This is a genomic window from Pseudoalteromonas sp. G4 (assembly GCF_028875915.1).
GTDB lineage: Bacteria > Pseudomonadota > Gammaproteobacteria > Enterobacterales > Alteromonadaceae > Pseudoalteromonas.
Map to the genome: position 1 here is coordinate 1 of NZ_JAPEHW010000070.1, position 20,236 is coordinate 20,236.

Sequence of the window (20,236 nt, forward strand, 5' to 3'; positions counted from 1 at the left end):
AGCAAAGAAAAGTAACATAAAACCCAAGGATGGGCTTTTTAGGAATGCAGGGAGGCGAGTGTTATTTTGAAAAATGACGCTATAGCTTTACGCGTATTTCCCCATTAACTCTTTACGTTCACTATCACTTAAAAACGCAATTTGTAATGCATTCTTTTGTGCTGTTGTGATTTCAGCTTGTGTTAAACCTGCTTGTGGTGCTGCCACCTCAAATTCGTGGCGAATTTCAATGTTACTTACGCTTGGGTCATCGGTATTAATGGTGGCTAAAATACCGTGTGCTAAAAACTGCTTAAGTGGGTGTGTTGCCATTGATGCAACGGTGCTCGTTTGAATATTGCTGGTTAAGCACGATTCCACACCAATTTGATGATCGCGTAGGTAATCCATCAGTGCTACATCTTCTATCGCTTTTACGCCATGGCCAATACGTGTTGCACCAAGTTCTTTAATTGCATGCCAAATGCTTTCGCTGCCTGCAGCTTCACCTGCATGAGTGGTAATTTGTAAGCCTGCATCGCGCGCTTGTTTAAAATGGCCTTCAAATAAGTTACCTGGGAAACCAAGCTCGTCACCCGCTAAATCGAGTGCGATAAGCTCATTTTTGTGTGCCAGTAAGCCATCAAGTTCTGCTTGGCATGCTTCAACACCAAAGGTACGCGATAAAATACCTATCAACTTTGCTTGAACGCCCGTCTCGCGGCTACCCGATTTTACGCCGTCAATTACCGCAGCAACTACGTCTGCAATATTCAGGTTGTGGGTTTGTGCCATATAAAATGGACTAAAACGCAGCTCAACGTAATCAAGCCCCTGACCTTTAGCATCAAACATATTTTCATAGGCAATGCGACGACATGCGTCTAGATCGCCAAGCACTTTTACGCCCCAATCTAGCTTTTGTAAAAAACCAAGTAAGTCAGGCTCATTTTCAATTACTTGTACATGTGGGCGCAGCGACTCAACATCGCTTGCGGGCAAATCCATATTAAATTTTAGGCCAAGATCTAAAATGGTTTCTGAACGAACATTTCCATCAAGGTGACGGTGTAAATCAAGAAGAGGAAGAGTTGAATCGATCATGGCTTGACCCTTAAAAATTTAAAATTGCGTGGATTCTACGTAGTTTAGCTATAAAAGCAAGGATTGCTTAGGACATAGGTCCTATTCGCGCAAATATAAAAAAAGCGCCCATCGGCGCTTTTTAATCATTACGTTAATTTTTAGCCTCGTTAAGCATAGGTTTGATAAAGCGATACGGCTTTATCAAGCTGACCTGTTTGGCTAAAACACTCAGCTGCAATACGCCAATGCTTGTTTGCATTGTCTTTGCTTAAAACTTTATTAAATACCTTACAGGCAAGCTCAAAATCACCTTGCGCTTTGGCAATGTATGCCAGCGTAAGTAATAAGGTTTCGTCCTCAGGTAATTTTTTAAGACGCGTTTGCACAAACTTTTGTAAATCTGAAAGCTTGGTATTAGTGCACTTGCTAAGCACTTGCCAAATTTCGCGGTACTTATCACCTTTAGCGAGTTTTAATAAACATTTGTCGGTTTGCTCAGGAGCAAATGACGCAAGGTTAATTAAGTAATGAAACTCAGCTTTTTCTTTGAGCTTTTTAGGCAAATTACCGTACGCACTGTTTAGTGCATTTAGGTCTAACGCAGCAAAATAACGCTCGAACAACTGTTGCCACTGCTCGTCACTCAGTGCATGTTTTTTCTCAAAACGGCTTAGCTGATCATTAAGTGTTGACCAATCTTGCTGTGCCACTAAGTACTCGGCAAAATTGGCAAGCTCAAGATTTGTAGCCTTTTTATTTTTAGTGATTTGCTCCATGCTTTCTTTAGCAAGCTCAGCTTGTTCGCTTTCCACCAGCATTTGCGCAATATAAGGCGTATCGTCTTCTGATACTTGCTCAAGGTGTAACCTTGCTTCAGCTTTGTTACCCACCTCCAGTGCAGCACGCGCTGAAATTGCTTGGGCGATATTTTCCCAACCTGCTGGTACATGTGCTTTTGCTAAACTTTTTTGTGCACCAACAAAGTCGCGATTAATAAACTGCCATACGCCTGTTTTTAAGTTAGTTTGTTTTCGCTTATCAGCACGTAATGCCCATTTAAAACGGGTAATGCCATAAAGTGATAAAACATAACGCACCACTTTGTAAATCACAAAGGCAAATGCAGCTAGCAAAATTGCCGCAATTACAAATGCGGTGATCGTGCCTTCAATGGTGTAGTCATTAAAAGCGATTAATACATAGCCCTTCTCACCAATAGCAATGGGCGCTAACGCTAAAACAATTAACGCAATAACAATGCTGATTATTGCCTTACTCATAATAGCTCCTTAATCGCCGCTTCTGAGCTAAAGGTAAATTCAGGGTTAAACGCTAAAGGTTGTGATTGAAGCGCTGATAATTGGCTATTCAAATAAACCACTTCAGATGCTTGCACATCGTAGTAATTATTTAAAACTTCAGCGGCTTGCTGTAACGCGGCAGTAAACATAACCGCTTGCTGCTTAACCAGAGCCGTTTGTGCTTGCACCATATAAAAACGCAGCTGATGACGAATAAGGGCTTGCTCTTCTTGGCTTAATAGAGGCTCAATTGGTGCGGTGCGTTTGCGTACTTTAATAAAGTCATCCACCAGCAAATCCCAACTGCGTTTTAGGTTTGCTTGCCAATCATCCACATTATCTGAAAGGGCTTGTTGCTTAACTTTATCTGCCTCTTCAGGCAACACAACCATGTTAAGTGGCAACTTATCTAAATTGGCAATTAAGCCCGAAAGCCTTAAATAAATACTTTCAACATCCACAGTTTGCACAGCATTTAACGCTTGAATATCTTGATGCAGAGCTTCACGTGCGGGCTGCGTACCTGGAAAGCTTTCAAGTAAAACATCAAGCCTTGCCAACATCGCAGCTGCGCCTAAATAGTCAGCTTGTACCAGCGCTTTAAACTCCGCCATGCGATATAAGCTTTTTACTTCTTCACGGTTAAGTTCTGGCTCTTGTTGGTTGGCAACCTGTAATTGCTGCTCAATTTTCTGCGTTAGAGCACTTTCTGCCTGTACTAGCTGTGCTGAAAGGGCATTTTGTAATTGCTGATTTTGTCCTTGTAACGAAATAGCTTGCGCATTTGCCGCTGCAATTTGTTCCGACAGACTATTTTTCTCGTTGTTTAACTGAACAAGAAAGTTTTTTTGTTGTTGAAACAGCGTATAGCCATATCCCAAGCCACCAACTGCAGTAAGTGATACTAATAACGCAACAACAGCAATTGCTTTACCTGTACCAGATTGCTTTTCGGTTGGCGCTTTCACTGCACCCGTTGCTGGTTTTGGCTTATTCGCAGGCTTATCGCTAATTGTACTCTTTGCGGTAATATCTTTTTCTTGTTCCATAGCGTGACTCTGTTGAGGTTTATGCTGTTCTAATATTGCGTTTAAAATGCTTTCGTTATCAGCACCTTGGCAATTAATAATTTGTTTAGCTTGGGCTTTTTCGTTGAAATAATCAACACAACGCTCACTCACTAAAAATACTGTAAGTGTTTCTAACCAAGATTTATTGGTTGCGACGGCAAGAAAGCTATCGATGCTTGCATTGCTGGTTAATACCACCGAGTCGACTCCGCGCTGTTGCCATGTTTGCGCGAGTTCTATTGTAAGCTCGGGATTGGTTAAGCGTTGATACACAGCAAGCGGCTGAAAAATCGCTTCACGTTCTTTTAGCTCTTTTGCAAGTTTATTGCGCCCGCCTTTTCCTTTTACCAGCACAATTCGCTTGCTCGCGACATTGTTAAGCTCAGGCATAGCCAGTAAGCCTTCGCTTGTTTCAACAATTGGGCTGGCACACGGTTTTTCAAATAACTCCGTTACCACTTCGGCAGTACTTTTACCCACCGCTAGGCAAACACTGTTTTTTGCTAATTCAGGCTTCAGTGCATGTAAAAAACGCGCGGCATCTTGTGACACAAATAACACAATATCGGCATCATCTAGCATGCCAAGTTGCTGTTCACTCACGGTGATAGCTTCAAGCGCCAATAAAGGTTGAATGATGCTTTTTATCGACTTTTCAGCCAGATGCTCGGCGAGTTGCTGGCTTTTTTCCTCTGGCCGAGTGAGTAAAATATGTGTCACTGTCGTTCCTTGTTAGCTTGCGTAAACTTCAGCAAGAATTTTATCCGCACCTTGCGCTAATAAATGTTCAGCTAGTTGCTCGCCAATTTGCTCTGCATTCGCAACATCACCAGTAAGAGTATGCTGTAAAATTACAGAGCCATCTAATGCACCAACAAGCCCACGTAACGTAAGCGTGTCGCCATCAACCGTTGCAAATGCACCAATTGGAACTTGGCAACCACCTTGCAATTTACGGTTCATTGCACGCTCGGCTAGCACGCGGTAACGCGTTTCAGTATGCTCTAAAGGTGCTAACAAAGCTTTTGTTGTTTCGTCATCACTACGGCATTCAATGCCCACAGCACCTTGACCATTTGCCGGTAATGAATCTTCTGCCGCAATAAAATCAGCAATACGCTCAGGCATTTCTAATCGAATTAAACCTGCTGCAGCAAGAATAATCGCATCGTATTCACCAGCGTCTAACTTTGCTAAACGGGTATTCACGTTACCACGTAAATCACGAATTTCTAAATCTGGACGCGCCGCTTTTAGCTGACACTGACGACGTAAGCTCGACGTACCAACAATAGCGCCCTGTGGTAACTCTGCTAGTGATTTATAGTTGTTAGATACAAATGCATCACGCGGATCTTCACGCTCACAAATTGTATGTAGCTCTAAGCCTTCTGGAAATTCAACAGGAACGTCTTTCATTGAATGCACAGCAATATCTGCACGCCCTTCCATCATGGCAACTTCAAGCTCTTTCACAAATAGGCCTTTACCACCAATTTTAGCTAGCGGTGTATCTAAAATTTTGTCGCCCTGAGTCGACATAGGCACAAGCTCTACCGTTAAATTAGCATGATGTTTTTCAAGTTCAGCTTTTACAAATTCAGCTTGCCAAAGTGCCAGCGCACTTTTACGAGTTGCGATACGAATAATAGACTTATCTTGTGACATAACTTTCCTACACTGACGATTACTGGTCAGTAATTATAAATTGCTTGCTCGCAAGGGTTTTGCCCTCTGCGACTAATTCTATACGCCACATACCTAATTGCAGTGCCGCGATATTTTTTGATGAATAAGTGCGATAACGCTCAGCATAAACCGTTAGTTCAACATCGGCTTGTAATTGATCTTGAAAATACCATTTATGGCGCACTAATTTACCTTTCAGGCCGTTAACTTCCGTAAAAAAATAGAGTTTTTTAGCAAAACTCGCACGGGCTATTCGCTCTCCAATAATATCAACTGGTTCACGAGCAACTATGTCGCGAGATAACAGCGCGCGCGATACACTTTGCGTATCCATTTTTGCTCCAAGCGCAATATCGGCTAATGGCTCGGTTTGCTCTGGCTCTGATAGAACTTCAGGTTCAGGAGTTTCAGCGGTTAACGGTTCGGTATTTTGTGCATCGGATACAACCGAAGATTCTGAAACAATAGGCGCAACCTGCTCAATCACATCATCTGTTGCTTCAGTCAAATCAGGATGACTTTGCTGAATTTTTGGTTTAGCAGCTAGAGTGTCTGACGCAGCTTCTTGTGTTGCTTCAACGCCAACAGACTGGCTTGAATCAACCTTTTCGGTTTCTAGAACTCTAGGTTTTTCTGTTTTTTCCGCCGAATTCAGCGTACTTGAACTAACCACAGCAGCTTGTTTAATCACTGCTTTAGGGCTTTGTTTTTGGTCATCTGCTGGAAAAATATAAAGAGTAAGCAAAAACAAAACGGTTACTACGAGAACAAGCGCAGCAAAAACACGCGACCAATGCCATTGGTATTCAATTTTTTGATTAACTGTATTTTGCTTTTTTTGACTATTTGCCAGTGTCGCAGTAATTTTTATTTTTTGAATCACTCTATCTCCCTAGTTTAAGCGCGAAATCAACCAAGTACGAATTGCCTTAATTTCTTCTAAACACACTTGGTGTGCCATTGGATAAACTTGCCAACTTGCGTCATAACCTAAATCCAATAACGTTTGGTATGCACTTTCACCAGCACCCATAGGTACAACATCATCAAAACTACCATGAGCCATAAACACATTTAAGTTAGCTTGTTGTTTTTCCGACTTAAGTTTAGCAGGCTCACACATATAAGTAGAAAGCGCCATAATACCCGCTAACTGATAAGGTAAACGCGGCCCTAAATACAAAGACACCACGCCGCCTTGTGAAAAGCCAGCCAAAATAATGTTACTTGGTTCAATACCCTTGGCAATTTCAGCTTCAATTAATTGCTGCACTGCCGCAGCAGATTGTTGCACACCTTGTTCATCAGCGCGTTTATCTAGATCAAGAGATTTGATGTCGTACCAAGAGCGCATTGCCATACCACCATTTATGGTGACCGGTTGAATAGGCGCATGAGGGAAGATAAATTTAACCCCCAGCTCTACTGGTAAATTAATCTCCGGTACTATTGGCGCAAACCCATCCCCCGAATCACCTAAACCATGCAGCCAAATAACGCTTGCTTTGTGGCTAGATTGCGGGTCAATTACAACAGCTTCTAAGCTCATTTATTCAGCTTCCCACACGATACTTGTGCCCGCTTGTTTGCTAGACGCATCATTTATAAATTGCCAAAATTCGGCACCGCTGCGGTTATCAATCCACTTATCGCCATGGCGCTCAAAATGGTGACCATTAAACTTAGTTGCCACCCATAATTGGTGTAAAGGCGCTTGTTTGTTAAGAATAATCTTAGAACCATCTGGAAAAATAATTTCTAAAATACCCGATGCAGATTCATAGTCTAAATCAACCTCACACGCATCAACTTGTTCTTCTAAGTTAATAAATAAGTCTTCGATTAACTGATGGTATTCTTGGTCTGTCATAGGTTAATTTCCAATTTGATTTTTTGATGCCAATAAAGCATAAGAAAAAACGTCAATATCCTGCGTTTTTACGCTTTTTTCTGATAATCTCTATTCAATAATACCAACCGTGGCATTCACTTGTCAGTAATAAGTTTTATAAACAGACGATATGGTTAAGCGTAAGAAATTAGTTTCAACATTTATTAGTGGTACTTTGCTTGTTTTAGCTGGCTGTGGCCAAAAAGGCCCGCTATATCTTGCTGAAGAAGATGCAGCACAAACAAATCAACAACAGCAACAAACACCTGTTGAACAAACGCCTACGGAGCAGCAGTAAATGGATTATTTTAACTATAAAAATGACGAGCTGTACGCTGAACAAGTGAAAGTTGCTGATATTGCGGCACAATTTGGTACACCTTGCTATGTTTACTCACGAGCAACGCTAGAGCGCCACTACAAAGCGTTTTGTGATGCCGCAAGCCATCATAACCATCTTGTTTGTTATGCCGTTAAAGCTAACTCAAATCTCGCTATTTTAAACGTATTAGCACGTTTAGGTTCTGGGTTTGATATCGTGTCAAAAGGTGAATTAGCACGTGTGATCGCAGCAGGTGGCGACACCAGCAAAGTGGTGTTTTCGGGTGTTGCTAAAACACATGACGAAATTGCGTTTGCACTTGAGCATAACATTAAGTGTTTTAATGTAGAGTCTGAAGCGGAGCTTGAACGCATTTCAGAGGTTGCAAGCCAGTTAAATGTAGCTGCGCCGATTTCTATTCGCGTAAACCCAGATATCGATGCAAAAACCCACCCTTATATTTCAACGGGTTTGAAAGAAAACAAATTTGGTATTGATATTAAAGTTGCTGTTGATGTTTACAAGAAAGCTGCGAGCTTACCTAATCTAGATATCAAAGGTATTGATTTTCATATTGGCTCACAACTTACTGAAGTTGAGCCATTTATTGCGGCACTTAAAAAAGTGATTGCGCTGGTAAAAGAACTCGCGACTCATGGCATTAAACTTAGCCATGTAGATGTTGGCGGTGGTTTAGGTGTGCCATATGCGCAAGAAGCGCCGCCGCACCCAAGCCAATACGTAAGTCAAATCACCGAGTGTTTAGCTGAACTACCACAAATTGAACTTATTTTTGAACCAGGCCGAGCGATTGCTGCTAACGCTGGTATTTTAGTCACCAATGTTGAGTACTTAAAACAAAACCAAGGTAAGCATTTTGCGATTGTTGATGCAGGCATGAATGATTTACTGCGCCCATCGCTTTATCAGGCTTGGCAAAATATTATTGCGGTTAAACCGCGTCAGGGTAAAACCGAAAACTACGATATTGTTGGCCCAGTATGTGAAACCGGTGACTTTCTAGGTAAAGACCGTGATTTATGCATAGCAGCTGGCGATTTAATTGCTGTACGTAGCGCTGGCGCCTATGGTTTTACCATGAGCTCAAACTACAATTCGCGTCCTCGCGTGGCTGAAATTATGGTCGATGACGAACAAGTTCATGTGATCCGCAAACGCGAAACTATTGACGACCTATACCGAAACGAGTGTACACTGCCTTAAGCACAACCATAGTTAATATATATGCTAGTAAATTTTTCTAAAATGCATGGCTTAGGCAATGACTTTATGGTTATTGATAATGTCACGCAAAATGTTTTTATTTCAAAAGACCAAATTCGTAAGTTAGCTGATCGCAACTTCGGTATTGGCTTTGACCAATTACTTATGGTTGAAGCGCCGTATGACCCAGATCTTGATTTTCACTACCGTATTTTTAATGCCGATGGTCATGAAGTAGAACAATGTGGAAACGGCGCCCGTTGCTTTGCCCGCTTTGTTCGCATGAAAGGCCTAACTAACCGTCATCGCATTCAGGTTTCAACCAAAGCTGGCAATATCACACTGCATAACGAAAAAGACGGAAAAGTGCGTGTAAATATGGGACAACCTAAGTTTGACCCAGCTAAAGTGCCATTTAAGGCAACCAAGCGCGAGACCACCTACATTATTCGTGAGGGTGAACACACGATATTTTGCGGAGTTGTTTCTATGGGTAACCCGCATTGTGTGCTTGAAGTTGACGATATTAATTCAGACCAAGTAACTGAGTTAGGCCCGCTACTTGAAAACCATGAGCGCTTCCCTAAAAAGGCCAATATTGGCTTTATGCAAATTATCTCGCCTGAGCATATTAAATTACGTGTCTGGGAACGCGGCGCTGGCGAAACACTCGCCTGTGGCAGTGGTGCGTGCGCAGCGGTAGTAATTGGTATTATGCAAAAGAAACTTGCGAATGAAGTAAAGGTTGAATTGCCTGGCGGCGAGTTAACCATTAACTGGCAAGGTGAAGGTCACTCAGTAAAAATGTCTGGCCCTGCCGAGCATGTATTTGATGGCCAAATTGCATTATGAATGAATTAGATGAACGCCAAGTAATCGACTTTTTAGAACAAAACAGCGACTTTTTGCAAAAGCACCCTGAACTACTTTCGCGTTTATCTATTTATAACGAGCCAAATGGTACCACCAGCTTAGTGCGTCGCCAGCAAAATTTGCTGCAAAATAAAAACCGCGAACTGACAAGTAAACTTTCACACCTAATTGAAAATGCTTCGAATAATGAGCATATTTTTAAGGTGTTCAATCAATGTCATCGCTTATTGCTAAAAACAAATACACTTACTGAGCTTCAAGAAAAACTTTCGCAAACACTTTGCAAAGGTTTTAACTTACTTGATTGTCAGCTTACTCTGTTTAATCCAGACATTCACCAAACTTTACTTGAGCAGCGCTTTAGTCAACAAGCAAGCTTTTTAGGGCGCCTAAGCCAAGATGAGCAAATGCTATTATTTAAAAAATCGGTGGGCTCTGCTGCAGTTTATTTAGTGGGTGAAACAACAAAACCAGCAGCGATTTTAGCCTTTGCGAGTAAAGATGAGGCACACTATCACCCCGAACAAAGCAGTGTGTTTGTTTTAGAATTTATTCAAGCGCTTACAATAAAACTTGCTCAGATATGACAACTTCAGAGCCACTTAACCAAGATTGGCAACATACCTTAGATTTATTTTTGACCTTTGCGCGCAACGAAAAGCACTATTCAGATGCCACCCTTGATGCCTATCAACGTCATTTAGTTACCTCAGCGCACTATTTCTCGCAGTTCGTAAATAGCTGGCAGGCGATTGAAGTAGAAAATATTAAAGGCTTACTCGCCAAACTTAAAAGCCGCAATTTATCAGCCAGAACCATTAACTTGCATCTTTCTTGTTTGCGCAGTTTTTATAAATTTTTAATACGCAAAGGTTTAGCAAAAGCTAATCCTGTTGAGCTTGTTAAGGGGCCAAAGTTCACCAAGCCGCTGCCCAAAAACCTCGATGTTGACCAAGTAAATCAACTGCTTGAAATTGTGCCAGAAGATACTTTAGCCGTGCGCGATAAAGCCATGATGGAGCTGATGTATTCATCGGGACTGCGTTTATCTGAGCTTGCTAGCCTTAATTTAAATGATAAACAGGCGATCTTTAACGGCCTTTTAACCGTAACGGGTAAAGGTAGTAAAGAGCGTGTCATTCCGGTAGGTCGTAAAGCCATAAGCGCGGTAAAAGAGTGGCTAAAAGTGCGTGCAGAATTTGCAAATGCAGATGAAGTGGCACTCTTTACTAGCAAACAAAAACGCCGCCTGTCGATTCGACAAATTCGTGCGCGTATGAAGAAATGGGGCATTGAACAAGGGCTCAGCGCTAATGTGCATCCACACAAATTACGCCATAGCTTTGCTTCACATATTTTAGAGTCAAGCGGCGATTTACGTGCAGTGCAGGAGTTACTTGGCCATAGTAATTTATCAACCACCCAAGTATATACGCACTTAGATTTTCAACACCTTGCAAAGGTATACGACAATACGCACCCAAGGGCCAAAAAGAAGTAATATGATACGATTTAGCCGAGCGATTTCTGCCGTAAAGGTGATTAGTTTTGATTTAGACGATACCCTTTATGACAACCGTCCTATCATTAAAAACGCCATAAAAGCACAGCAAGATTACCTTGCTGGAATCCCTGAATGGGCAGCACAAAATGGCGACTTTTGGCGCACTTGCCGAAATGGCTATGCGCTAGAACATCCTGAAATTATTAATGATGTAACTTTATGGCGTCAAAAGGCGTTACTTTGGGGTTTAGAAACACTCAAGGTCGAAAATGCCGCTTTCCATGCAGAGCAAGCCTATAACGCATTTGCTAAAGCACGCAGCGATATTGAGGTAGCATCTGAAGTAATCGATTTACTCGCAGCACTTCGTAAAAAATACAAAGTGATTGCCATTACCAATGGTAATGTCGATGTAAGCCAATTTAACTTGAAAGATAGCTTCGATTTAGTATTACAAGCCGGTCCTCACGGCAAAGCCAAACCAGCAAGTGATATGTTTGATTTGGCCTGCAAGCAATTAGGTGTAAATCTCAACGAGATTTTGCATGTGGGTGATAGCCTTGATTCAGATGTACAAGGTGCTAACAATGCTGGCTGCTATAGCGTTTGGCTAGAAAATGCTTTTGTGCCCTACCGCTACAAAGGTTTAGCCCACTTAGACATATCCGATATATTTGATTTAGAAGCCTTTATCTAACCACTATCTGCTGTAAGGTCTAGATTCTTTCCTTACAGCAGGTTTAATTGCCGTTTATCACTTTCCCTAATTCATTTTCTAAGAATTCAGTAAATTAGCCAACAAACAAAGTAGTTCAATTAGGAAAACGTAACTATGTACTCAGAATGGAAATTTCAATTAGCGCAACACGAAGTCCGTATTACAAACAATTGGTTCACAGGGTTAAAGTTATACGTTGACGGACAACTTAAAGGTAAAAATAGGCTTCCAATCGCGCTCGGCACCCATGCTTTTATCAAAGCAGAACTCGAAAATTTAGGTACCTTAGAGGTTATTCCATTTGCGCTGTTTACTGTTGAGGTATCTGTAAAATTAACTACAGATGCTGAAAGCTTGCTTGTTTACTCTTCCCACGAACGCGTATCGCTAAGTACGAAGCGTTATATTAATCAATTAAATAGCTAAAAGGATTTAGTCAATGGATACATTACTGTACTTAGTAGGTTTTGGGCTGCTGTTTTTCTTTCTCTTTGGCAGTGAAACCCTGATTTCAATTTATCGCGAAAAACAGCAGATGCGACATATTGAAAATATCATTGCTAGTTTACCAGAAGAAGAGCGTGTGAAGTTTTCTTCAAAGTACCTAAAGCTGCGTGTTGAACAACTTTATAAGACGGAAAACCCTTATAGTGACTTAGCAAACGAAGAATAACGAAAGTTAACCTGCTCAAACGACTAAAGACTTAGATAATAAAAAGGACTAACATTATGTATAAAGAATGGGAATTCGACTTAAACGATCATCACGTTCGCGTAACTAATAACTGGTTAACTGGGGTGAAGCTTTATGTAGATGGAAAGTTAAAAGGACGGAATGGATTTCCTGTTATGGGCCCTCTGCTAATTCTCTTTTTCCTTATCAGCGGTGACAGAATTATCTCTCACTTTCAAGAAAAACAAAAAATAGCGCATATTGAGAATATCATTGCAACGTTACCTGAAAACGAAAGAGCAACGTTTGTTAAAACGTACTTAGAAACAAAAAGTGCAGAGCTTCAACAACCTACTCACAATGTAAAGGCTAGTGAAAAAATCAATAGATAAATAACCCCTGTTTATAAAAACAGTATTCTATTTGGTATTAAATCAACTCCTGTTATACTTTTGCCAATTTTGGTAAAGAGTTAACTTCGATGGACGTTTCTGAATTATTAGATGGTTTAAATGACAATCAACGCGAAGCCGTTGCCGCCCCGCTACAAAATATGCTGGTGCTGGCTGGCGCAGGTTCAGGTAAAACCCGCGTACTTGTCCATCGAATTGCTTGGTTGATGCAAGTTGAGCATGCATCGCCTTACAGCATTTTCGCGGTAACCTTTACCAACAAAGCAGCCAAAGAAATGCGTAGCCGTGTTGAAGCAACGCTTAAAGCGTCTGTTGGCGGCATGTGGATTGGTACTTTCCACGGCTTGTCGCATCGTATTCTGCGCGCCCACCATAAAGAAGCAAACCTGCCAGAATCATTTCAAATTCTCGATACTGACGATCAGGTTAGGATGATCCGTCGCTTGATGAAAGCCATGAACATTGACGAGAAGAAATGGCCAGCCAAACAAGCCGCTTGGTATATTGGCGCTAAAAAAGACGAAGGTTTACGCCCTAAACATATTCAAGCGTTTGATCCTAACGAGCAAATGATGCTGCGTATTTACACCGCTTACCAAGAAGCATGTGATCGTGCAGGTTTAGTGGATTTTGCCGAAATTTTATTGCGTTGCTTTGAATTATTACGCGACCAACCAACCTTGTTACGTCACTACCAGCAACGTTTTCCACATATGTTAGTAGACGAATTCCAAGATACCAACACCATTCAATATCAGTGGTTAAAATTGATTGCAGGTAAAAGCAACAAGATCATGATTGTGGGTGATGATGACCAAAGTATTTATGGTTGGCGTGGCGCACGTATCGAGAATATTAAACAGTTTATTAGTGATTTTGATGCAAAAACTATTCGCTTAGAACAAAATTATCGCTCAACAGGTAATATTCTAAAGGCGGCAAACCATTTAATTGCCAATAACTCCGAGCGTATGGGTAAAGAGCTGTGGACTGACGGCAATCAAGGTGAACAAATTGGTGTTTACGCCGCTTATAACGAGCTAGACGAAGCCCGTTTTATTGTAAGTAAAATTAAGGCTTGGTTTGAACAAGGGAATGCACTGCAAGACTGCGCCATTTTATACCGCAACAACGCCCAATCACGTGTACTGGAATCAGAATTAAATATTCAGTCACCACGAATTCCTTACCGTATTTATGGAGGTATGCGCTTCTTCGAACGTCAAGAAATCAAAGACGCATTATGCTACTTACGCATTGTAAATAACCGCAATGATGACGCGGCATTTGAGCGTATTATTAATACCCCAACGCGCGGCATTGGTGATCGCACATTAAGCCTAATTCGTGACTGTGCACGTAGCGAATCATTACCACTTTGGTATGCAGCAAAAACCTTACTTGCAGAAAAGCATCTAGCGGGACGCGCTGCCAATGCGGTTAATTCATTTATTGAACTGATCGATCAAATTGAAGACAATATTCTCGATAAATCATTAGATAAACAAACCAAATACGCCATTCAAACTTCAGGCCTAATGGCAATGTATATGGCAGAAAAAGGCGAAAAAGGCCAAGCACGCGTAGAAAACTTAGAGGAGTTAATTAACGCTACTAGCCAATACGAACTGCCAGATGAAGAAGAATTTAGCTCACCGCTTGATGGCTTTTTAGCATATACCGCGCTTGAATCAGGTGAGGGGCAAGCAGACGAACATGAAGATGCTGTGCAAATGATGACACTGCACTCTGCCAAAGGCTTAGAGTTCCCTCTGGTATTTATGGCAGGTGTTGAAGAAGGCATGTTCCCATCACAACAAAGCCAAGAAGAAACCGGCCGTTTAGAAGAAGAACGTCGCCTGTGTTATGTAGGTATGACACGCGCCATGCAAAAGCTTTATATTTGCCATGCAGAAAGCCGCCGTTTATACGGGCAAGAAAAGTTTCACAGCCCGTCACGTTTTATTCGCGAATTACCTGAAGATTGCTTGGATGAAATTCGTATTAAAACACAAATCACCAAACCTAAAACCACAGGGCGTTTTAGCAATACCATCAGTTTAGAAACCTTTAACGATACTGGCTTTAAACTCGGCCAGCGTGTAATGCACGGCAAGTTTGGTGAAGGTACAGTGCTAAACTATGAAGGCACGGGCCCACAGGCGCGTATTCAAGTTAACTTTGATGATCATGGTACTAAGTGGTTAGTGACCATGTATGCAAAATTACAAGCGATGTAAATTATGCTGATTAACACCTGGCTTAACCAATTACACCAGTCGCTGCTAATGAGTAAGCATCGTCAGCTATTGGTTTTGTCAGGGAGTGAGCATTGGTGTTGGCAACAAGTTGATAGCTTAAAAACGGTTTACCCCGATTTATTAACCCTGAGTAATCACCCCTCAGTAAATTTTTGGCCTGAGCATAATCACCAGTTATTAGGGCAAGAGTACAGCACTGTGGTGTTTGACGTAAATTCAGGGCTGATGCCAGATAAGCTAGCAACCGTAGCTGGTACGGTAAAAGCAGGCGGCCTACTGGTACTGCTAATGCCAAATTTTGAAAGTTACACTAAGCAAGCTGATCCCGTGTTTGCTCGTTTTCAAAGTGCTAATAAACCACATCAGCCTATTTCACTTTTTCAAACTCGGTTAATTTCGCAACTAAAAAACAACGAGCAGGCTTTGATTGTTTCAGAGCACCATGCGCGGCCAACAATCCCAATGTACGCTGCAACCGAGAGTACTCAGTATCAAGAGCAGCAAAATCTCGTTGCTGACTTAAGCAAATTTTTAACTAAACCGCCGATAGAGGCAGGGGAAAATCTGCAACACTCGGCATGCTTGCCGCAAATTATGTTTCGCAAGGTAAGCGCGTGGCAATTTGTGCCCATCATAAGCAGACTGTTGCCACTGTATATAAACATTTCGAGCAACTAACTAATGATGACGTGAAGCTGGATTTTATTGCACCTGATACATTGCTAAACCAAGCAACAAACTACGATTTGGTATTAATTGATGAAGCGGCAACCTTGCCTGTAAGCTTATTAAAAAAAGCACTCGATTTACCGATAAAGCTTGGCTTTGCAACAACTCTTCATGGTTATGAAGGCACTGGTAGAGGGTTTAACTTACGCTTTATTCCTTACCTGAAAAAAGCTCGCAGTAACTGCCAACTGAAAGAGTTAGCAGCCCCAATTCGCTACAACTCAAACGATCCTTTAGAACAGACAATTTATCAAGTACTTGTTCTGAATGCCGACTTTGCTGAGCCATCACCTGATCACAAACAAAAAATTAATTTTTGCGAAATTACACAACCACAATTAGCAAATAATGAATCTTTATTAAAGCAAGTATTTGCTGTTTTAGTGATGGCGCATTATCAAACTAGCGCGAACGATTTAAGGCATATGCTCGATGGCAATAATCTAAAATTATTTGTTGCTGAACAAAATGGCACTATTTTAGCTGCTGCACTAATAGCCTTAGAAGGCGAAATAGATGACCCTTTAGCTAGTGATATTATATCCGGCTTGCGTAGACCTCAGGGCAACTTACTGGCACAATCCACTGCCACACTGCTTGGTGATAAACACCTGTTAGCAAAACGTTATGCCCGTATTATTCGCATTGCCGTTAACCCTTTTTGCCAAGGCGAAAGCATTGGCACCCAGTTACTCATTGCAATTGAGTCTTTACTATGTGGTGAAGTAGATTTTATCGGTGCAAGCTTTGGTGCAGAAAGTAAGCTTTGCAATTTTTGGCTTAGGCAAAACTATACAATTATCAAACTGGGGGCTAAGCGTGATAAAGCCAGTGGTGAGCACTCTTGTTTAGTGATTAAAGCAACAAAGTTTGAAGCGCATCTAAACTCGTTAAATCAACATTTTCAACAACAGTTCATTTTTGAGTTATCTCGCTCATTCTCACATTTACAAAGTGAGCTAGTACTTACCCTATTGTCGAACAGACAACCACCAGTAGAACCGATAAACTGTAATACAAACTTGGTATTACGCTTTAGTAAAGGTGAAGTTAACTTTGATCAAGCTCGCTATGCATTGTTTGACCAAGTTAAAACATGCCCCAAGCTATTATCACAACTGGAAAATGTTTCTAGAAAATTGATAATTAAGCTAGTATTACAAAATATGCCAGAAGCGGACGTGATTGAAGCTCTTGCATTAACTGGGAAAAAGCAACTTAATTTAGCGCTTAAACAAGCCGCTCAAGAATGGTGTAGCCACTATATTAATATTTAGACTGATCATAGTAATCTGCTGTCTTCCACTCATTGCCTTAGCAACACAGCAGCCTTCAATTAAGTTGGGAATGTCCGCAGCATTCAGCGGGCCATCAGCTCAATTAGGCGTGCAGTTAGAACAAGGAGCCCGCGTTTTTTTTGATGAAGTAAACACATCTGGTGGGGTTAATGGGCGTTTAATTGAGCTTTTATCTCGTGACGATCAATATGAACCGCATTTAACAGTGATCAATACCCGCTACTTTATAAATACAGCTAAAGTAGATGCGCTTTTTTCCTATGTTGGTACGCCAACCTCAAACGCAATTCAACCAATCATTGATACTCACAATATTCCCTATCTCACTCCCTTTACAGGTGCCGATCTATTACGTCATAAAGCTCATATTTTTAATTTACGTGCAAGCTATAACGACGAGGCAAAGGTTCAAATTGACTATCTAGTAAAGCAAATGGGATTCAAAAAAATTGCATTTTTAATTCAAGCAGATGAATTTGGTCTATCAGTACAAAATGGCTTAGAAAAAGCGATGCAGCCTTATGCGTTAAAGCCAGTAGAAATTGCCCGATTTAAACGAAATACTCAAGATATTGAAGAAGCGTTAAAGCGCCTTAAAGGCAGCGGTGCTGAAGCAATTTGCCTTGTAGGTACTTATAAACCGTTAGCGCATTTTATTAACTTAGCAGCTCGGCAAAATTACAATCCACAATTTACATCAGTATCTTTTGTATCAAGTGAAGAGTTATTTTCACGTATTAAGCAACCTAGTCGCATTTTAGTAACTGAAGTAATGCCAACAGCAAATGGCTGCTCGGAAGAATGGTGCAAGCGCTTTTTAAGCTTGATGGAAAAGGCCGGAGTGAAGAACCCAAGCAGAGTCCACCTCGAAGGCTATGCAAACGCATACTTGTTTTATAATGCTGCTAAAGGATGTAACAAGCTCACCAACGATTGTCTTTTATTAGAACTAAAAAAAGCCAAAGAGAAGCTTGATAAAGCAAAAAGAAACTATGTTGAATTATCCGAAAAGGTTAAAGGCAACACAGTTTTCAAAGCAAAAAGAAACTATGTTGAATTATCCGAAAAGGTTAAAGGCAACACAGTTTTCTTAAATCATTTTACTTACTCTAAATAGCCGCAATCGCTTGCTTTAGCATTTCTTCTATTTGGTTAACGATCGCTTTATTGGTCTCATTATCAAACTCTTTGATTCGTGGAGTATGAATATGACCAGTCGGTACTTTAGTGCCAAGTTGGTTTTGAAGTCGGATACTACGATAAGAAATCTCATTCGAAAGGTAACCACCGCCTCCACCAGAAACCGCTGTCTGCCCATCTAATTCAGCGAGTAATTTAGGCTGTAATTCACCTTTTTCCAAAGTAACCACTTTCAAATTATCGATTACTTGATACTTACCTTTCGCTTTTTGCATTGCAGTCACAGGTAAACTAAATTCGACAAACTCATCACCTGAGAGTGTTTCGCCAGCCAACTTTGAAATAATAGGTGCTTCTTTTGTTCCACCCGAAAGCACATTTAAGTTGTCAGGTGCTGTAACACTCCTACGCTTACCAGGAAAGCGCTCAAGGTCAAAATGCTCTCTTCCCATTGACACAGTTGATACCAAATCAACATTTCCACCTAAATATATCGGCGCTAAAAGCGATTCAATTTCGCCGTTATCGAAATCTTCATAGCGAACAGGCACAATAACAGCATTAATCTCAGCCTTAACACCATTTAATTCAATCACTTTGCCATCTAAACTAAGTGCTGCTAAGCCAGATGGATTGCTTTGCCCAATATTCTTATCTAATAAGAACGGATCAAACCCAGTAATAAAAATTTGCTTCGCTGTGTTATAGCGATAATCAATATCAGCATAGCCTCGCGACACATTTTCAAACACCTCGAGTAAGCTTGCTAATTCTGCCTCTGAGAATTTTAAAGGTTGTTTCTTAATGTGGGCTTTAATAGCTAAACGCTGCCAATATAAAGGTCTATCATCAAAGCGGCTGTGACTTTTCACTTGTGATTTTATCTCTGACCACAAACGCGTGCCTTCAGTGTGTAAAAGTTGCTTTGCTTCGGTGTACTCTTTTACAAGCAACCACTGCTCTGCAAAATCTGATAAGCCTTTTGCGTTTACCAACGTTGCATCGTACTTGTGCTGTTCAGTTAGCCTTTGCTCTTCTACACTTAGCGATATTGAAGTTGCATATGTATTTGCACTTAAAAACAATGCTAGACTGGTTACAAGTAGCTTTGATTTATTTTTCATTACAATACTGTCTTTTAATATAATAATCGGGAAGTTAGCTACTTATCATACGTGCATTTTTGACAAGCTCAACTATGCTCTATTTAAGAAATGTGAATGTTTGGAAAGAAACGTATATGGACTTTATCAATTTTAAAGTTGGCTCTAAGACAATCGCTTTAAAAATACTCGATATTTTATTAACAGAACGCTACGAAAATAATTTAACAGAGCTTCCGAATGAGAATAAAAGCTTTATTGGTGTAAAAGACTACCTTGGTACTCCTACGCCTATTTTCGATTTGGGCATTGTGTTAAATAACCAATCAACACACGTTGCAAACCAAGCGCTTTCTGATTTACTTATTGCAAGAGAGAAAGACCATCAAGATTGGTTAGACGCATTAGAAAATAGTCTTTCCAATGGCGTACCTTTTGAAAAAGCCAAAGACCCAGACAAATGCGCTTTTGGTGCATGGTACAACAATTTTAAAACAGACAACGATGAGCTTAGAGTAATCCTAAAGAAGTTTGATAAACCTCATCGTGAACTACACGCTATGGCGGATGAATTATTAACTATTCAAAAATCAGATCCATCAGGCGAAGCGTTAGCTTTATTCCACGAGAAAAAACGTAAGATTTTTACTGTATTAGTACGCTTATTCCAAACAGCTAGAGAACAAATCACACTAGATTATAAACCAATCATTATCTTCACCACCAAAGACGGTAAAACACCGCATATAGGGCTATTAGTAGATAAAGTCGAAGATTCTTTAACGGTAAATAAAGATGATATTAAGCCTCTAGAGCAATTAACTTCGGTAGGTTTTGATATTGACCCGCAAACTAGGCATATGATGAAAGGCCTAATTAATATGGATAATAAACACAGTATCATTATCGATCCAAAGGTCATCTTTTCGCCGCAAGAACAAGCAGAAATAGCTTAGATTCAG

At 40.8% G+C, this 20,236-nt stretch carries 22 protein-coding genes; 14 read left to right on the forward strand and 8 right to left on the reverse strand.

Translation table 11 applies throughout. From position 1 onward, the window contains the following. Positions 1–87: 87 nt before the first annotated feature. The 7 genes from add to cyaY all read right to left on the reverse strand — a co-directional run bounded on the left by add (position 88) and on the right by cyaY (position 6,995). A complete protein-coding gene (gene add, locus ON073_RS16315) occupies positions 88–1,083 on the reverse strand; it encodes an adenosine deaminase (protein WP_274762954.1) in 996 nt (331 codons plus the stop codon). A 149-nt stretch (positions 1,084–1,232) separates the two neighbouring features. Then, positions 1,233–2,345, reverse strand: a complete 1,113-nt coding sequence (locus ON073_RS16320) for a heme biosynthesis HemY N-terminal domain-containing protein (protein ID WP_274762955.1) — start codon at positions 2,343–2,345, stop codon at positions 1,233–1,235. Continuing rightward, a complete protein-coding gene (locus ON073_RS16325) occupies positions 2,342–4,156 on the reverse strand; it encodes a uroporphyrinogen-III C-methyltransferase (protein WP_274762956.1) in 1,815 nt (604 codons plus the stop codon). Before ON073_RS16325 ends, ON073_RS16320 begins: the two co-directional genes overlap by 4 nt. 12 nt (positions 4,157–4,168) lie before the next feature. Beyond that, a complete protein-coding gene (gene hemC / locus ON073_RS16330) occupies positions 4,169–5,104 on the reverse strand; it encodes a hydroxymethylbilane synthase (protein ID WP_274762957.1) in 936 nt (311 codons plus the stop codon). Positions 5,105–5,123: 19 nt separating this feature from the next. Then, positions 5,124–6,008, reverse strand: a complete 885-nt coding sequence (locus ON073_RS16335) for a DUF2914 domain-containing protein (protein WP_274762958.1) — start codon at positions 6,006–6,008, stop codon at positions 5,124–5,126. Positions 6,009–6,017: 9 nt separating this feature from the next. Then, positions 6,018–6,674, reverse strand: coding sequence for an alpha/beta hydrolase (locus tag ON073_RS16340; protein ID WP_274762959.1), 657 nt, complete (start codon positions 6,672–6,674; stop codon positions 6,018–6,020). Further along, positions 6,675–6,995, reverse strand: coding sequence for an iron donor protein CyaY (gene cyaY / locus ON073_RS16345; protein WP_274762960.1), 321 nt, complete (start codon positions 6,993–6,995; stop codon positions 6,675–6,677). A gap of 151 nt (positions 6,996–7,146) precedes the next feature. Between cyaY and lptM the strand changes: the two genes are divergently transcribed. From lptM to ON073_RS16410, 13 genes are all read left to right on the forward strand, one after another. Further along, positions 7,147–7,314: an LPS translocon maturation chaperone LptM gene (gene lptM / locus ON073_RS16350; RefSeq protein ID WP_274762961.1), complete on the forward strand. Its 168-nt coding sequence runs from the start codon at positions 7,147–7,149 to the stop codon at positions 7,312–7,314. Further along, positions 7,315–8,562, forward strand: a complete 1,248-nt coding sequence (gene lysA / locus ON073_RS16355) for a diaminopimelate decarboxylase (protein WP_274762962.1) — start codon at positions 7,315–7,317, stop codon at positions 8,560–8,562. A gap of 21 nt (positions 8,563–8,583) precedes the next feature. Then, a complete protein-coding gene (dapF, locus tag ON073_RS16360) occupies positions 8,584–9,414 on the forward strand; it encodes a diaminopimelate epimerase (RefSeq protein WP_274762963.1) in 831 nt (276 codons plus the stop codon). Beyond that, positions 9,411–10,022, forward strand: coding sequence for a DUF484 family protein (locus tag ON073_RS16365; RefSeq protein WP_274762964.1), 612 nt, complete (start codon positions 9,411–9,413; stop codon positions 10,020–10,022). The genes dapF and ON073_RS16365 overlap by 4 nt, the downstream gene beginning before the upstream one ends. Next, the gene (xerC, locus tag ON073_RS16370) at positions 10,019–10,936 is read left to right on the forward strand and encodes a tyrosine recombinase XerC (RefSeq protein ID WP_274762965.1); all 918 of its coding nucleotides are present in this window, start codon (positions 10,019–10,021) and stop codon (positions 10,934–10,936) included. The genes ON073_RS16365 and xerC overlap by 4 nt, the downstream gene beginning before the upstream one ends. 1 nt (position 10,937) lies before the next feature. Further along, positions 10,938–11,636 (forward strand): HAD-IA family hydrolase, encoded by a 699-nt coding sequence (locus ON073_RS16375; protein ID WP_274762966.1) that lies wholly within the window; start codon positions 10,938–10,940, stop codon positions 11,634–11,636. Between the two features lie 135 nt (positions 11,637–11,771). Next, positions 11,772–12,083 carry a hypothetical protein gene (locus ON073_RS16380; protein ID WP_274762967.1) on the forward strand — a complete coding sequence of 104 codons (312 nt, stop codon included), beginning with the start codon at positions 11,772–11,774 and terminating at the stop codon, positions 12,081–12,083. Between the two features lie 13 nt (positions 12,084–12,096). Continuing rightward, complete coding sequence (locus ON073_RS16385) at positions 12,097–12,330, forward strand: hypothetical protein (RefSeq protein ID WP_274762968.1); 234 nt, start codon at positions 12,097–12,099, stop codon at positions 12,328–12,330. Between the two features lie 56 nt (positions 12,331–12,386). Beyond that, the gene (locus tag ON073_RS16390; protein ID WP_274762969.1) at positions 12,387–12,722 is read left to right on the forward strand and encodes a hypothetical protein; all 336 of its coding nucleotides are present in this window, start codon (positions 12,387–12,389) and stop codon (positions 12,720–12,722) included. Positions 12,723–12,811: 89 nt separating this feature from the next. Then, positions 12,812–14,983 (forward strand): DNA helicase II, encoded by a 2,172-nt coding sequence (gene uvrD / locus ON073_RS16395; protein ID WP_274762970.1) that lies wholly within the window; start codon positions 12,812–12,814, stop codon positions 14,981–14,983. Positions 14,984–15,031: 48 nt separating this feature from the next. Beyond that, positions 15,032–15,682: a tRNA(Met) cytidine acetyltransferase TmcA domain-containing protein gene (locus tag ON073_RS16400; RefSeq protein ID WP_274762971.1), complete on the forward strand. Its 651-nt coding sequence runs from the start codon at positions 15,032–15,034 to the stop codon at positions 15,680–15,682. Further along, on the forward strand, positions 15,583–17,010 hold the full coding sequence (locus tag ON073_RS16405; RefSeq protein ID WP_274762972.1) for a GNAT family N-acetyltransferase: 1,428 nt from the start codon (positions 15,583–15,585) through the stop codon (positions 17,008–17,010). The genes ON073_RS16400 and ON073_RS16405 overlap by 100 nt, the downstream gene beginning before the upstream one ends. Positions 17,011–17,074: 64 nt before the next feature. Beyond that, the gene (locus ON073_RS16410) at positions 17,075–18,148 is read left to right on the forward strand and encodes an ABC transporter substrate-binding protein (RefSeq protein ID WP_274762973.1); all 1,074 of its coding nucleotides are present in this window, start codon (positions 17,075–17,077) and stop codon (positions 18,146–18,148) included. On the opposite strand, the gene ON073_RS16415 is transcribed toward ON073_RS16410, so the two are convergent. Beyond that, the gene (locus ON073_RS16415) at positions 18,141–19,295 is read right to left on the reverse strand and encodes a hypothetical protein (RefSeq protein ID WP_274762974.1); all 1,155 of its coding nucleotides are present in this window, start codon (positions 19,293–19,295) and stop codon (positions 18,141–18,143) included. The genes ON073_RS16410 and ON073_RS16415 overlap by 8 nt on opposite strands. Before the next feature lie 116 nt (positions 19,296–19,411). On the opposite strand from ON073_RS16415, the gene ON073_RS16420 reads away from it, so the two are divergent. After that, complete coding sequence (locus ON073_RS16420) at positions 19,412–20,230, forward strand: CZB domain-containing protein (RefSeq protein ID WP_274762975.1); 819 nt, start codon at positions 19,412–19,414, stop codon at positions 20,228–20,230. Positions 20,231–20,236 lie beyond the last annotated feature (6 nt).